The organism is Mesorhizobium vachelliae (genome assembly GCF_033977325.1).
Lineage (GTDB): Bacteria > Pseudomonadota > Alphaproteobacteria > Rhizobiales > Rhizobiaceae > Mesorhizobium > Mesorhizobium vachelliae.
The window spans coordinates 208,194-221,673 of sequence record NZ_JAVIIR010000009.1 but is presented as its reverse complement, the minus strand read 5'-3'; the positions used below and the strand labels follow the sequence as shown (position 1 = coordinate 221,673).

The following is a 13,480-nucleotide window of genomic DNA, read 5'->3' as shown; positions in this document are numbered from 1 at the left end:
ATTTTATTGGTATTATCCAGGCCGAGGAGAAAATCACGTGAAATTCGTGCTTGGCATCGATGGCGGCGGCACCAGCTGCAGGGCGGCCCTTGCGACCGTCGACGGCGCCGTGGTCGGCCGCGCCAAGAGCGGCGCCGCCAACATCCGCACCGATCTCACCGGCGCCCGCGCCAATATCGTCGAGGCGGCGAGGCAGGCATTTCTCGCGGCAGGCCATGATCCGGAGCTGATCCCGCAGACGCCTGCCATCCTCGGTCTGGCCGGCGCCAATGTCGGCACCTACCGGCAACAGCTCGAGGCGATCCTGCCCTTCAGCAAGAGTCGTGTCGAAACCGATGCCGAGATCGCGCTCGAAGGCGCGGTCGGGCCCAGTGACGGCGCCATGGCCATTCTCGGCACCGGCACCGCCTATATGGCCCGCAAGAACGGCAAGTCGCGCGCCATTGGCGGCTGGGGTTTCCAGGTCGGCGACCAGGGCAGCGGCGCCCGCATCGGCCGCGACCTGCTGGAGCAGACGCTGCTCGCCTATGACGGCATCCGCCCCGGCTCGGCCTTGACCGACACCATGCTCGCCGTCTTCCGCAACAATCCCGAAGACGTGGTCGAATTCACCACCAACGCCAAGCCGGGCGATTTCGGCGGCTTCGCGCCAAAAGTCTTCGAGCATGCCGAAAAGGGCGACGTCGTCGCCAACTTCATCCTCGCCAAGGCGGTGGCCGATGTCGAGGCTTCGCTCGGCGCGCTCGATCTCGCCGACGACGCTCCGCTCTGCCTGCTCGGCGGCCTGGCGCCGCTCTATGCGCCGCGCCTGTCGGCGCGCTATCAAGCGCTGCTCAAAGCCCCGCTCGACGATGCGCTCGGCGGTGCCGTTCAGATGGCCCTGCGCCTCTTCGCCAGCGGTTCGGAGGCGTCGCGATGAGCGCCGCCGACCAGATCTTCGCCATGCTGAGGGAATCTTCGCAGAGCGGCGCGCCGCTCTATTTGCAGCTGAGGAGAAGCATCGAGGAAGCGGTCAATCGCGGCCTGATCGGCCCCGGCGACGCGTTGCCCTCCGAGCGCGACATCGCCAGCAAGGCCGACATCTCGCGCGTCACCGTGCGCAAGGCGGTGCAGGACCTGGTCAAGGGCGGTATCCTCGTCCAGCGCCATGGCTCGGGTACCTTCGTCGCGCCGCGCATGGAACGCGTCGAGCAGTCGCTGTCGCGGCTCACCTCCTTCACCGAGGACATGGCGCGCCGCGGCATGAACGTGCGCTCCGTCTGGCTCGACCGCGGCCTCTACGCGCCTTCGCCGGACGAGATGATGGTGCTTGGCCTGTCCTCGACCGAGCTGGTGGCGCGTGTCGCGCGCCTGCGCATCGCCAACGACACGCCGTTGGCGATCGAGCGCGCGGCGCTCTCGGCCAGTGTCCTGCCCGATCCCGAAGCGATCGGCTCCTCGCTCTATGCGGCGCTGGGCACGACCGGCAATCGACCGGTCCGCGCTGTGCAGCGTATCTCCGCCACCAATCTCGGCGATGCCGATGCGCGCCTCCTGGAAGTGCCGCCGGGGGTTGCCGGTTTGCAGATCGAGCGCATTTCCTATCTGGCGAGCGGCAAGGTGATCGAGTTCACCCGCTCGGTCTACAGGGGCGACGCCTATGACTTCGTCGCGGAACTCCGGCTGACCGGGCCGGGAGAGGAGATCCGGCCATGAGCGCCAACACCACCCATATGCGGCGCGAGATCGATGAGATCCCGGAAGCCGCGGCCCGCCTTCTCGACGGCTCGGCTTCGGCTTTGGCCGAGGCTGGCCGTGGCCTTAGCGAACGCGACCCGCATTTCGTCGTCACCGTGGCACGCGGCTCGTCCGACCACGCCGCGACCTTCATGAAATATGCCGTCGAGCTGACGGCAGGCCTTGCGGTCGCCTCGGTCGGGCCGTCGATCGCCTCCATTTACGGCGCGAAGCTCAGGCTGCGCGGCTCCGCTTGCCTGGCGATCTCGCAGTCGGGCAAGAGCCCCGACATCGTCGCCATGGCCGAAACGGCAAGGGCCGGCGGGGCGTTGACCGTCGCCATCACCAACACGGCCGACTCGCCGCTCGCGCGGGCTTCCGATTACGCGATCGATATCCTCGCCGGGCCGGAACGCTCCGTCGCGGCCACCAAGACCTTCGTCAATTCGGCCGTCGCCGGCCTCGCGCTGATGGCGCATGCCACTGACGACCAAGCACTGCTTAAGGCGCTTGCCGGCCTGCCCGGCCATTTCGAGAAGGCGATCGCCTGCGACTGGATGGCGCTCGCCGGCGCGCTGGAGAACCCGCAGTCGCTGTTCATCCTCGGCCGCGGCCCGTCCTCCGCGATCGCCAGCGAGGCGGCGCTGAAGTTCAAGGAAACCTGCGCCATGCACGCCGAGGCCTATAGCGCCGCCGAGGTCATGCACGGGCCGCTGGCGCTGGTCGGGCCGGGTTTCCCGGTGCTGGCGCTCGCCGCTCGCGATGCGTCCGAACCGTCGGTCGCCGAGGCGGCCGACGGCCTGACGGCCAAGGGCGCCGCCGCCTTCATCACCTCCGACAAGGCAAAGGCCGCGAGGCTTCTGCCGCATGTCGCCACCGGCCACCCGCTGACCGATCCGCTGCCGCTGATCGTGTCCTTCTACGGCTTCGTCGAGGCCTTCGCGCGCCATCGCGGCCTCGACCCCGATACGCCGCGCAACTTGCGCAAGGTGACGGAAACCGTATGAGCGACCGTTTCGCACTCACCGGCGCCCGCATCTTCGACGGCGCCGACTGGCACGACAACGCCGCCCTTGTCGTCAAGGGCGACGCGGTCGAGGCCATCCTGCCGGCAGGCGCCATTCCGTCCGGCGTTTCGATCGTGGAGACCGGCGGCGGCCTGCTGACGCCTGGCTTCGTCGACATCCAGGTCAATGGCGGCGGCGGCGTCATGCTCAACGACCATCCCGACGTCGCCTCGATCGAGACCATCTGCCGGGCGCATGCGCCCTTCGGCACCACGGCACTGCTGGTGACGCTGATCACCGACACGCCGGCGATCACCGCCGCCGCCATCGCCGCCGGCGCCGAGGCGACCCGTGAGAAGGTGGCCGGCTTCCTCGGCCTGCATCTGGAAGGGCCGCATCTCTCCATAGCCCGCAAGGGCGCGCATGATCCGGCGCTGATCCGGCCGATGACCGATGCCGACCAGGCGGCGCTGATTGCGGCGCGCAAACAGCTTCCCGTCCTGCTCACCACCATCGCGCCGGAATCGGTCGAACCGGATCGCGTCACGGCGCTGGCCAAGGCCGGCGTCATCGTCAGCCTCGGCCATAGCGATACCGACTACGCGACGGCGAGCGCCTTCGCCGAGGCCGGGGCCACGGTGGTCACGCACCTCTTCAACGCCATGAGCCAGATCGGCAACCGCGAGCCGGGCTTGGCGGGCGCGGCGATCGACACTGGCGGCCTCTATGCCGGGATCATCGCCGACGGCATCCATGTCCATCCGGCGACGATGATCCTTGCGCTGCGCGGCAAGCGGGGGCCGGGCAAGATCGTGCTGGTCACCGACGCCATGGCCACGATCGGCACCGACATGACGTCGTTCACGCTGAACGGCCGCACCATCTACCGCAAGGATGGCAGCCTCAGGCTTGCCGACGGCACGCTGGCCGGCGCCGATCTCGACATGATTTCGGCCGTGCGCTACGTCCATCGCGTCGTCGGCCTGGAGCTCGACGAGGCCTTGCGCATGGCATCGCTTTATCCGGCGCAAGCGATCGGCCAGGCGCACCGCCTCGGCCGCTTCGCCAACGGCACCGCCGCCGACATTGTCGGGCTGTCGGAGGGGTTGGATGTCAGGAATGTCTGGATCGGCGGCAGGAAGGTGTTTGGGGCGTAGACCCCAACGTCGTAGTCCTTAAGACAAAGCGAAACTTCAGACGTTGGCGGGACAGAGGGGGCGCGAAGGATCGCGGCCGATCTCACCACATGCAGTACGACGTTCGTGTTAGCCGGCCTTGGCGTAGATATCCTTGTACGCCTCGCGCAGCACGTTCTTCTGCACCTTGCCCATCGTGTTGCGCGGCAGTTCGTCGACGAAGATCACCTGCTTCGGATGCTTGTATTTCGCCAGCCGGCCGGCGATGGCGCCGGCAATGTCGGCAGCATCGATCGCCGAGCCCGGCTTGCGCACCACGACTGCGGTGACGCCTTCGCCGAAATCCGGATGCGCGACGCCGATCACCGCGCTTTCGCTGACGCCGTCGAGCGCGTCGATCTCGCTCTCGATCTCCTTCGGATAGACATTGTAGCCGCCCGAGATGATCAGGTCCTTGCCGCGACCGACGATGTGGATATAGTCGTCGGCGTCGATCAGGCCGAGGTCGCCGGTGATGAAGAAGCCGTCGTCGCGAAACTCGGCCTTGGTCTTCTCGGGCATGCGCCAATAGCCGGCAAAGACATTCGGGCCCTTGACCTCGATCATGCCGATCTCGCCTTGCGGAAGCGGCTTGGCCGTCTCGGGATCGGTGATGCGCAGCGAGACGCCGTGCAGGGGAAATCCGACCGTGCCAGCACGCCGCTCGCCCTCATAGGGGTTGGATGTGTTCATGTTGGTCTCGGTCATGCCGTAGCGCTCGAGGATGGCGTGGCCGGTGCGCTCGCGCCAGGCTTTGTGCGTCTCAGCCAAGAGCGGCGCCGAACCGGAGATGAAGACCCGGATGGCCTTCGCCGCTTCGCGTGTCAGGCCGTCCTGCTGCAACAGCCGCACATAGAAGGTCGGTACGCCCATCAGCGCGGTCGCGCGCGGCATCAGCGAGAGGATGCGCGCCGGATCGAACTTCTGCTCGAACAGCATTTTCGCGCCGGCCATCAGGATGACGTTGGTGGCGACGAACAGGCCATGCGTGTGGAAGATCGGCAGCGCGTGGATTAGCACGTCGTCGGCGCCGAAGCGCCACTGCTCGACCAGCACGCGGGCATTGGACGCAAGGTTCTCGTGGCTGAGCATCGCGCCCTTGGAACGGCCGGTCGTGCCGGAGGTGTAGAGGATCGCGGCAAGATCGTCCGGTCCGCGCGCGACATCGCTGAAATCCGTCGCCTGCCGCGATGCCTGGCTGGCCAGCGTTCCTTGTCCGTCGCGGCCGAGCGTGAGCACCGTGGCGCCGACCGTTGCGGCAAGTGGTTCGACGCCCGAAAGACGATCCGGATCGCACACGATGAGCCTCGGCTCGGCGTCGCGGAAGAAATAGTCGAGCTCGGGCAGCGTGTAGGCGGTGTTGAGCGGCAGGAAGACCGCCCCGGCGCGCACGGAGGCGAGATAGAGCAGCGCCGCCTCCGGGCTCTTCTCGACCTGGACGGCGACACGGTCGCCGGGCTCGACGCCGGCCTGCGCCAGGGCATGCGCCAGTTGCGCCGATTTCGCCAGCATATCGCCATAGGTGATCGATCGGCCGTCATCCGTCTCCATCAGCAGCCGGTCGGGCGCCGGCATATGGGAACGGAAAGCGCCGAAGAGATGATTGGTCATAATGATCCTCAAGGCGCACGCCAAAGCTCAATGCGCTCGCCCGAGCGAATACCAGATTTGGCGGCCGGAGCAAAAACTGCGCGGCGCCTTTCAGTCGCTATCTGCGGCGTGCCTTGCTGGCGCCGGCCCTCGGATCGTAGCCTTGAGCGAAGCGTTCGATGCAAATCGCCGCGGTGAGGCGGTAATGATCGAGAAGCGCCTCGACCGCGCCGTCGGCGTCGCCATCCAGAGTGCGCTCGGCAATGATGCGGTGTTCGCCAAGATCGTCGCGCGCCACCCCAGGCGCGCTTTGCGAGATCAGGCGGTAGCGCGAGGCCTGATCGGACAGCTGATCGCAGAAGCCGATCAGCCAGTGCGACCGGCACGCCGCGATCAGCGCGCGATGAAAGGCGCGGTGCAGCTTTTCCCATTCCGGGTTGTTGGTGGTCGGGTCTTCCGGCAGGCGGCGCTCGGCACGCGCAAGGCGGTGCAGCGCCAGCACCAGCTGCTCTTCCCATTCGGCGGTGCGGTGAGCAATGGATTCGCGCAGCGCCCGCTCCTCCAGCCAGCAGCGCGTGCGCGTCAATTCCTCCAGTTCCGTGGCGCTGGCCGGCATCAGGAAGAAGCCGCGCTGGTCGTGACGGCCGAGCAGGCCCTCGGCGGCCAGCCGGTTGAGAGCCTCGCGTACCGGCGAGGCGCCGGCGCCATAGCGGGAAACGACCCATTCGACACGCAGTTTCGTCTCGGACTCCAGAGCGCCGCGCAGCAGGTCGTCGCGCAGTTGCTGGTAGACCGAGCTGGCAAGCGTGCTTTTGCCGCCCCTGCTTTCGCCCGGCTCGGTGTTTCCGTTTGTCAATCGAACTCCTGTTGCTTGCCCCTGGTTTGCCAGGCCCCTCGGCGAAGCAATTTCGTACATGTATCATACAGCCGGGCAGTGGCGCCTCAAGCGGAAGATGGCGATATTCGACTTTAAGACAAGATGGGCCATCTATTTATTGAACAAAGTAGAATATCGACAAAAAAGCTGATATTCTTATTGCTTCACATATTGAACGGTCATTCAATCTCTGTCGTGACTATGCAACTCCCGCGAGAGATCGGACAGCTATACGTTCAACTTACGGTCCTGTCGGCAGCAGTGCGAATTGCTTCGATGTTTGCCCTATAGGCTTCGACGCTGCCGCCCTTGAACACGGCGGCGCCCGCCACCAGCACATTGGCGCCGGCCGCGGTCACCAGCGGCGCCGTTTCGGCCGAGACGCCGCCATCGATCTCGATATGGATCGGCCGGCTGCCGATCAGCGCCTTCACCCGCTTCACCTTGTCGACGATCGCCGGGATGAAGGCCTGCCCGCCGAAACCCGGATTGACCGTCATGATCAGGATCAGGTCGAGCCGGTCGAGCACATATTCGATCGCCGTTTCCGGCGTTGCCGGGTTGAGCGAGACGCCGGCCTTCTTGCCGAGGCTCTTGATGGTCTGCAACGAGCGGTCGAGATGCGGCCCGGCCTCGGCATGCACCGTCATGCCGTCGCAACCGGCTTCGGCGAAGGCCGCCAGATAAGGATCGGCCGGCGCAATCATCAGATGGCAGTCGAAGAAGGCCTTGGTGCGATTGCGGATCGCCTTGATCACCGGCGGGCCGAAGGTGATGTTGGGCACGAAATGGCCGTCCATCACATCGAGATGGATCCAGTCGGCGCCGGCCGCCGCGACAGCCTCGACCTCATCGCCCAGCTTGGAAAAATCCGACGCCAGCACCGATGGCGCGATCAGGGTCTTCTTGCTCATGGCGCAAATTCTCCCGGCAGTCCTGTGCGCGCGGTCGCACGCCTGTCAGGGCGATTGCCTAGAGCAATTCCAGGAAAAGTGCGAGCGCTTTTCCGTCCGGAATTGCGTAAAAACAAAGAGATAGGGCATTTCACCGTTTCCGCGAAACGGTAAAATGCCCAGACCATGATCCGGTCGAGGGAAAGCCGTTTTCGGACAGGCGCATCGCTCGCCTGCTGTGATGCGGAAAAGAAACCCGCCGGATCGCTCCGGCGGGTTTCGTCTTCACCCGGCAATTTGCGGCTTGATGCTACTGGATGTCCGCGCCCGTCGGGTCCTGCAACATGCGCCGCGGCTGGCGCTGCGGGAACTGACGCAGCACGTTCGGGTTGAGCAGGATGCCGGGGTTGATCTCGACACCCGGCCGCCTGCGGATCGGCGTGCAGTCCGGGAACCGTCCGGTCGTGCCGACCGGGCAGCGCCGCCGGGTGAAGACCGGCTGGCACTGTCCGTCGATGAACTCGGCACCCGGTGCGCATTCCACCGGCGGCTTGCGGCAGGCGCCGCCGCGGATTTCGGTCCCACGCGGGCAGACGCAGTCACCCCGCTTGTTGTGGACCTGGCCGCGGATGGTGCACTGCTCCTGGCTCGGCTTCGGCCGCTGGCAGGCCTTGCCCCGCGCCACCAGCCCATCCGGACAGGCGCAGTTGCCATTGGCGTCGCGCAGCTGGCCGCGGATCGGGCACTGCTTCGACACGATCGGCCGGCAGGCGCCGTCACGCACCTCCGTGCGGCTTGGGCAGACGCAATCGCCATCGGCATTGCGGGACTGGCCGTGGATACGGCACTGGGCAGGCGGCTGCTTGTCCGGCACGCAGGCCTTGGCCGCGCGATCGAGATGCGTGCCGTCCGGGCAGGCGCAGCCATTGCCGTTGGACGTCGCCACCGCGCCACGGATCGTGCATTTCGGCGGAGCGACCTGGCACACGCCGTTCACCAGCTCGCCGCGGCGGCAGACGCAGTTGCCATCCTGGTCGCGGTACTGGCCGGGACCCAGCGTGCATTGCGGCTCCTGCTGCCCTTCGCCCTTGACGCACTTGCCGTTTTCCAGCTCCGTGCCGCGCGGGCAGACGCAACGCCCGTCCGCCGTCCGGATCTGACCCTGGAGCAGGACGCAGCTTGGCGGCACCGGCAGCGGCAGAAGCTTGCCGCCGCCCGTGCCCCCACTACCCGAGCATTGGCCGTCACGGAAGGTCGTGCCTTCCGGACAGACGCAGCGGCCGGCCGGGTCCAGCACCATTCCATACAAACACTGGTTCTTCACCTCATGCCTGATGGTGAAGGGGTGGCACGCATAGGCCTTGCCGCGATCGCCCTGGTTGGCGGTCGGCTCGCGCGACAGCACATCGCCGCCGCCCTGCACCGGCGTGTTCGGAGGAAGTACGCCGACGCAGTTCTGGCCATTGACCGTGCCCTGCAGATCGGCAAGGCGCCCATCCTCGGGAAGGATCACGGTGACGTGGTGGCTGTGGCGTTCGCCAGCCCCCAGCGTCAGATCGGCGATGCAGGACGCGGGCAGCGTCGTCGGCTCCGGCGAGCAGCCGAAGGGCGGGTCGATCGAGGTGATCCGAACGCCTTCCAGCCGGCCCAGACCCTCCACGCCGATCGCATCGCCGATGCGGACCGGACCGGAGAAGGGGTTCGGCCCGTCATTCGTGATGGTGATGTCGAACGAGCATGGTTCTCCCGGCCGGCACTCGGCATCGCCGGTCTTCTCGACGCGGATAGCCGAGGCCCCGCCGCCCTTCGCGCAGGCCTGGCCGATCGGATAGACGATGTCGTCGCCCGGCGCTGGCCCGAAGCTGCCGCGCGCGCAGTTCTCGAACGCGCCATTGCCGTTCACCGCCACGTCGAAGTGCCGGCTGGTCCCGGGCGTCATCACGGCGCCGGGAATCTGGCACGACAGCGTGTTGGCAGGCACCGGTCCGCAAGCCCATTCCGCGCCGTCAGGGGTGACGGTCTGGATCTGGACGGGCGCTCCGCCCGACACCAGCGTGGCGGCATCGCTGACCCGCACAGGGCCAGTCGGGGCCGCCGTGCCGGCATTGGTGACGGTGATGCGGCAGGAAACCGCGGCGCCGGCCAGCGAGCCGCCGCATTCTTTGGTGATGCGTAGGCCGGGCTGGCCGCCATTCGGATGGCGGATGCGCTCGGTCGCGCAGGCCTTGTTGTTGGCGAGGTCGACCTCGCTGGGAATGGCTTTCACCTCGGCGCAATTCTGCACGGTGTCCGGCCGGTAGCTTGCCGGCATCACCGCCTTGACGACGATCGGCGTCGAGGCGCCCGGAGGCAGCGAGATGCCGGCATTGTCGCAGCGGAACTGTCCAGGCCCGTTCGGCCCGCAAGTCCATGGCGGGCTCGGCCCGAAGGTCGACGAGGTCGGCGCGCCGCCGGGGTAGCTGTCGATCACCGTCAGCGGCCCGTTATAGGTGCCGGTGCCGTTGTTGATGATGTCGATCACGAAAGAGCAGACGCCGTCCGGCGTGCAGACCGGGGTGCGGGCGCGCTTCTTCAGGAGCAGGTCGACCTTCTTCTCGACCGGCGGCTGGCACTGCGGATCGCGATCGCCACGGCGGCAGATCGGGATCGAGGCGCAGCCGCGGTCGTTCTGCTGGCTGCCGAACAGCGGCTTGCCGCTGGCCTGGTAATCATAGGCGGCGCAGTTGCGCAGCACGCCGCCCTGCCAGCCGCCCGCCGGCTTGAAGCCGAGCTTGAGGTTGACGGAGGCGCTGGGGTTGAGCGTGGTCGCCGGATAGGTGCAGGTCATCGGCGTCGTCCCGGGCGCGCAGACCCAGGGCGCATTCGGCCCCGAGGTCAACACGGAGCCGGCCGGCAGCGTCACCTCGTCGAGCACGATCTTGCCGTTATAGGGCGCGTCGCCGACATTGGTGACGGTGATGGTGAAGTCGCAGCCGCCGGCCATCGTGCAGCGCGGCACGTCGGCATGCTTCTCGATCTTGAGGTCCGGCTCCTTGTCCTTCGGCGGGCATCTGAGGTCACGCGGGATGACGATGTCGATGACCTGCGTGCAGCAGAGCCCCCAGCCCTCCTTAGGCCCGGCATAGGCTTCGATGCCGGTGACGATGAGATGGATGGCCTCGCCGGGCGAGGCGCCGATGATCTTCCAGTTCAGCACGCCGCCGCCGACCGGCACTTTCTGGGTGTCGGGAACGATGCTGATGCCGGGCGTGGTCGTCGACACCTGCACCCATTTGCCGCCCATCTCGGGTCCTACCGGCATATGGTAGATGAAGGCGCCTCCGCCGGGCACGCAGTCGACCGTGCCGTGCTCGACCTTGAAGCATTCCTTGGCGGGAGGCGGAGGCGGCGGGTTGCATTTGGTCAGGTCGATCTTGATCGAGGTTTTCACGCCGGTGAGGAAATCGCCGTCGTCGGGCTTGTCCGGATCGTGCGAGGGGATGGTCGTTGCCGGGCCGCCCCGCAGCGAGACCTTGATCTCTCCCTGGTTGTCGACCGTCGCCGGCGCGGGGAAGGCCGCATGGTCTATCTTTGCGGTGATCCGAAAGGTGATGACGCGTTCGTTCGCGGCTCCGACGCCATCAAGGTTGGCAGCGCTGATGCGGAAGTTGGAAACGCTCGCCGTGTCGTTCGGGCCGGCCGACGTGCTGATCGAAGCAGCGGGCAGCGGTCCGCCGGAGGCGCTGGTGCCGTCACCGGCGACATCGACGCTGACGATCTGCAGGCCGTGCGGCAGTTGATCCCTGAAATCGAGCCTTGTCGCTTTGAGCAAGGCGGCCACGCTTGGCCGGTCGAAGTCCTGCGGGTCGCCATGGATGCCGAAGCTCAGGACATACTCGACGGAATCGCAGCTTCTCTGGCCGCCTTTCTTGGTGAAGAAGGGCACGATCCGCGGGAGTTCCGCATTGATGCCGCGTGACCCTGGATTGGCGGCCTGATTGGTCGCGGCCGGAGCCTGGTTCTGGGCGAGCGCCGGCAAGGCCGGCATCATGGCGACCGCGATACCGGCTGCCATCAGCCAGCGCGCGCCGCGCCTGGCATATGACAGGGGTTTCATGATCGTCTCCATGACGGTTTTGCGCGAGGCGAGGCGGGAATGGGCGAGATCGCTCATTTTTCCCTCCTCGGCGCTTCGCAGTCGACGGCTGGCGTTCTGAGCGGCAGCGTCATCTTGCAGCAAGGGTAGTAGCCACCCTTGTCCTGGTCGGACTTGCGGTAGAAGCAGAGCCCGACATTGACGGTGTCGCCCGGATCATGGCCGGTGATGTCGACCGTGTAGGGCTTGCCCGGGACATGCGACATGGGGGTTGTCACCCCGACGCCGGGTGTCCTGGACTGCGCCTTGATCGAATCGCCGCCGAAGCCGGCATGGTCATGAAGAGTGAGTTCGGCCCGGAGACCGCGCGGCGTGCAGTAATAATGCACGTCCTCGACATCCACGCAGGGCGGCAGATTGCCGGGCGGCGGGAAGTCGGGCGGATAGAACGGAGGCAGATAGCCGCCGGGGATTTCCTCATAATAGCCGGCGCGACCTTCGCAGGGGCGCCAGACCCTGATGTCGCCGACATGACCCTGGACGTCCGGGTCTTCGAAATAGCCGTCGAAATCGACGAACCAGGAGCCGAAAGGCGGCACGTTGGCCGGCTTGACCAGCGCGCTCGGCATCAGCTGCACGCCATGCACGGCAAGCGAACCGCCGGCGGCGGGATCGGCAAGCTCGGGATTGTCGCGCAACTTGTCGCCGGTGTTGACGACCGTGTCGGTGCAGACGGAAGTGTCGAGATTGCCCTCGGCGTCATAGCGATATTGCAGGTCGACGCCGCCGGCCGACTGGCGGTTGCCTTGCGGGAAGCCGACCGCATATTCCTGCGGCACCTCGACCCAGGCCGATTCCGTCGCCGGGTCATCCGGGTCCTCGCGCTGGTAGCGGATCAGCTCGCCTTTGCCGGAATCGGCGAAGCGGCTGTAATCGTAGCGGTTTTCGACCGCGCCGCGCTGGGCGAGATACATGAAGCCCTTGTTGTCGAAGGCGATGTCGGTGACGGCAAAGTCCTTGTCGGCCTTGACCGTCAGTTCCCAGCGCGGATCGCCGGCGAAGCCGCCATCGCTCGCAATGCCGATCGACCAGATTTCGGCCTTCTCGCCGACCGAATAATAGAGCCGGCCGCCGTGATAGGAGACGGCCCAGACCCGGCGCTCGTCCTGCGTGTAACCCCAGGTCGCGGGGTCTTCGGCGTCGAAGGCCGCGCTGTGGATGTCCATCGCAGCGCCATCGTCGGCGACCGGGGCGAGCCCATGCGCCGGGCGTCCGGCAACGCCATGGTCGAAGCTGTCGATCAGATTGCCCTCGATATCGATGCGGTGAATGAGCCCGGTGTCGAGATCCGAAGCGAAGAACTCGCGGCGGTTCGGATCGAAGGCGAGGTTGCCGATGCCCGGCCCGCTGTTGGTGTCGATATCGGCGAATTTCGAGACCGCGCCCGTGATGCCGTCGATCTTCCAGATCGTGCCCGGACCGCCGCCATTCTCGATGCCGAACTGGCCGTCCATGAAGACCGCGCCCGCGGCGCCGCGGCGCTGCCGTTCCGGCCTGCCGTCATTGTCGGCGTCCGGCGTGACGATCTCGATTCCGTGCAGCGAGGTCGCGGCCGCGTAGAGGTTCGGGATGCCCGACGGCACGCCGTCGCGCACGCCATCGTCATAGGTTAGGCCGAACACCTCGCCGATCTGCCCGGCCGTTACCTCGAAGGGCGGCGGCGTGAAGACAAGCTGGCCCGAAGCCGGCCCGCCGAGATTGGAAACGTTGAAAATGCGCAAGGATGCGCGGGACGTATCGATGAAGGTCTCGTCGACCGGATCGACGCCGGGCGGCAATCCCTCCTTTTTGGAATCGGGAGAGTCGAAATCGGGAATGGTGGTGCCCGGAAAGCCGGTGACCGCCATCGAACCGGGATAGATGATCTGGTTTTCCTGCGCCTTCGCCGCGCCGCTGAGCCATAGGCCGACGGACAGCGCCAGGGCTAGAATTCCGCTGCTTGTCGCGATCGCGCGGCGCAGACGACCGCCACGGGAACGCAGGAACGAGCCGCGAACGCCAGACATTGAACTCCCCCCGAAGCCGCCGGAAGGAACATCCGGTCCAGTCGCGCCAAGCAGGGCAAGGCGCGGCGTTGCGGCATGTTC

General features: G+C 66.6%; 9 protein-coding genes. 4 read left to right on the top strand and 5 right to left on the bottom strand.

All coding sequences use genetic code 11. The features are described 5' to 3' along the window. Nucleotides 1–37 precede the first annotated feature (37 nt). From RFM41_RS20360 to nagA, 4 genes are read left to right on the top strand one after another with little or no spacing between them, the layout of a single operon-like run. On the top strand, nucleotides 38–919 hold the full coding sequence (locus RFM41_RS20360) for a glucosamine kinase nucleotide-binding domain-containing protein (protein WP_320250300.1): 882 nt from the start codon (nucleotides 38–40) through the stop codon (nucleotides 917–919). Next, complete coding sequence (locus RFM41_RS20355; protein WP_040979934.1) at nucleotides 916–1,695, top strand: GntR family transcriptional regulator; 780 nt, start codon at nucleotides 916–918, stop codon at nucleotides 1,693–1,695. Before RFM41_RS20360 ends, RFM41_RS20355 begins: the two co-directional genes overlap by 4 nt. Further along, nucleotides 1,692–2,723, top strand: coding sequence for an SIS domain-containing protein (locus RFM41_RS20350; protein ID WP_320250301.1), 1,032 nt, complete (start codon nucleotides 1,692–1,694; stop codon nucleotides 2,721–2,723). The genes RFM41_RS20355 and RFM41_RS20350 overlap by 4 nt, the downstream gene beginning before the upstream one ends. Next, the gene (gene nagA, locus RFM41_RS20345) at nucleotides 2,720–3,880 is read left to right on the top strand and encodes an N-acetylglucosamine-6-phosphate deacetylase (RefSeq protein ID WP_320250302.1); all 1,161 of its coding nucleotides are present in this window, start codon (nucleotides 2,720–2,722) and stop codon (nucleotides 3,878–3,880) included. The genes RFM41_RS20350 and nagA overlap by 4 nt, the downstream gene beginning before the upstream one ends. Before the next feature lie 108 nt (nucleotides 3,881–3,988). On the opposite strand, the gene RFM41_RS20340 is transcribed toward nagA, so the two are convergent. The 5 genes from RFM41_RS20340 to RFM41_RS20320 all read right to left on the bottom strand — a co-directional run bounded on the left by RFM41_RS20340 (nucleotide 3,989) and on the right by RFM41_RS20320 (nucleotide 13,399). Continuing rightward, nucleotides 3,989–5,509, bottom strand: a complete 1,521-nt coding sequence (locus tag RFM41_RS20340; protein WP_320250303.1) for a malonate--CoA ligase — start codon at nucleotides 5,507–5,509, stop codon at nucleotides 3,989–3,991. 97 nt (nucleotides 5,510–5,606) lie between these two features. Then, on the bottom strand, nucleotides 5,607–6,344 hold the full coding sequence (locus tag RFM41_RS20335; protein ID WP_320250304.1) for a GntR family transcriptional regulator: 738 nt from the start codon (nucleotides 6,342–6,344) through the stop codon (nucleotides 5,607–5,609). Nucleotides 6,345–6,601: 257 nt separating this feature from the next. After that, nucleotides 6,602–7,279, bottom strand: a complete 678-nt coding sequence (gene rpe, locus RFM41_RS20330; RefSeq protein ID WP_320250306.1) for a ribulose-phosphate 3-epimerase — start codon at nucleotides 7,277–7,279, stop codon at nucleotides 6,602–6,604. A gap of 289 nt (nucleotides 7,280–7,568) precedes the next feature. After that, on the bottom strand, nucleotides 7,569–11,411 hold the full coding sequence (locus RFM41_RS20325) for a DUF7929 domain-containing protein (protein WP_320250307.1): 3,843 nt from the start codon (nucleotides 11,409–11,411) through the stop codon (nucleotides 7,569–7,571). Next, nucleotides 11,408–13,399, bottom strand: coding sequence for an NHL repeat-containing protein (locus RFM41_RS20320; protein WP_320250309.1), 1,992 nt, complete (start codon nucleotides 13,397–13,399; stop codon nucleotides 11,408–11,410). Before RFM41_RS20320 ends, RFM41_RS20325 begins: the two co-directional genes overlap by 4 nt. Nucleotides 13,400–13,480: the final 81 nt, after the last annotated feature.

Coding starts and splice junctions, on each gene's coding strand:
- RFM41_RS20320 (WP_320250309.1), bottom strand. CDS start 13,399: ATGTCTGGCGTTCGCGGCTCGTTCCTGCGTTCCCGTGGCGGTCGTCTG.
- rpe (WP_320250306.1), bottom strand. CDS start 7,279: ATGAGCAAGAAGACCCTGATCGCGCCATCGGTGCTGGCGTCGGATTTT.
- RFM41_RS20350 (WP_320250301.1), top strand. CDS start 1,692: ATGAGCGCCAACACCACCCATATGCGGCGCGAGATCGATGAGATCCCG.
- RFM41_RS20325 (WP_320250307.1), bottom strand. CDS start 11,411: ATGAGCGATCTCGCCCATTCCCGCCTCGCCTCGCGCAAAACCGTCATG.
- RFM41_RS20355 (WP_040979934.1), top strand. CDS start 916: ATGAGCGCCGCCGACCAGATCTTCGCCATGCTGAGGGAATCTTCGCAG.
- nagA (WP_320250302.1), top strand. CDS start 2,720: ATGAGCGACCGTTTCGCACTCACCGGCGCCCGCATCTTCGACGGCGCC.
- RFM41_RS20340 (WP_320250303.1), bottom strand. CDS start 5,509: ATGACCAATCATCTCTTCGGCGCTTTCCGTTCCCATATGCCGGCGCCC.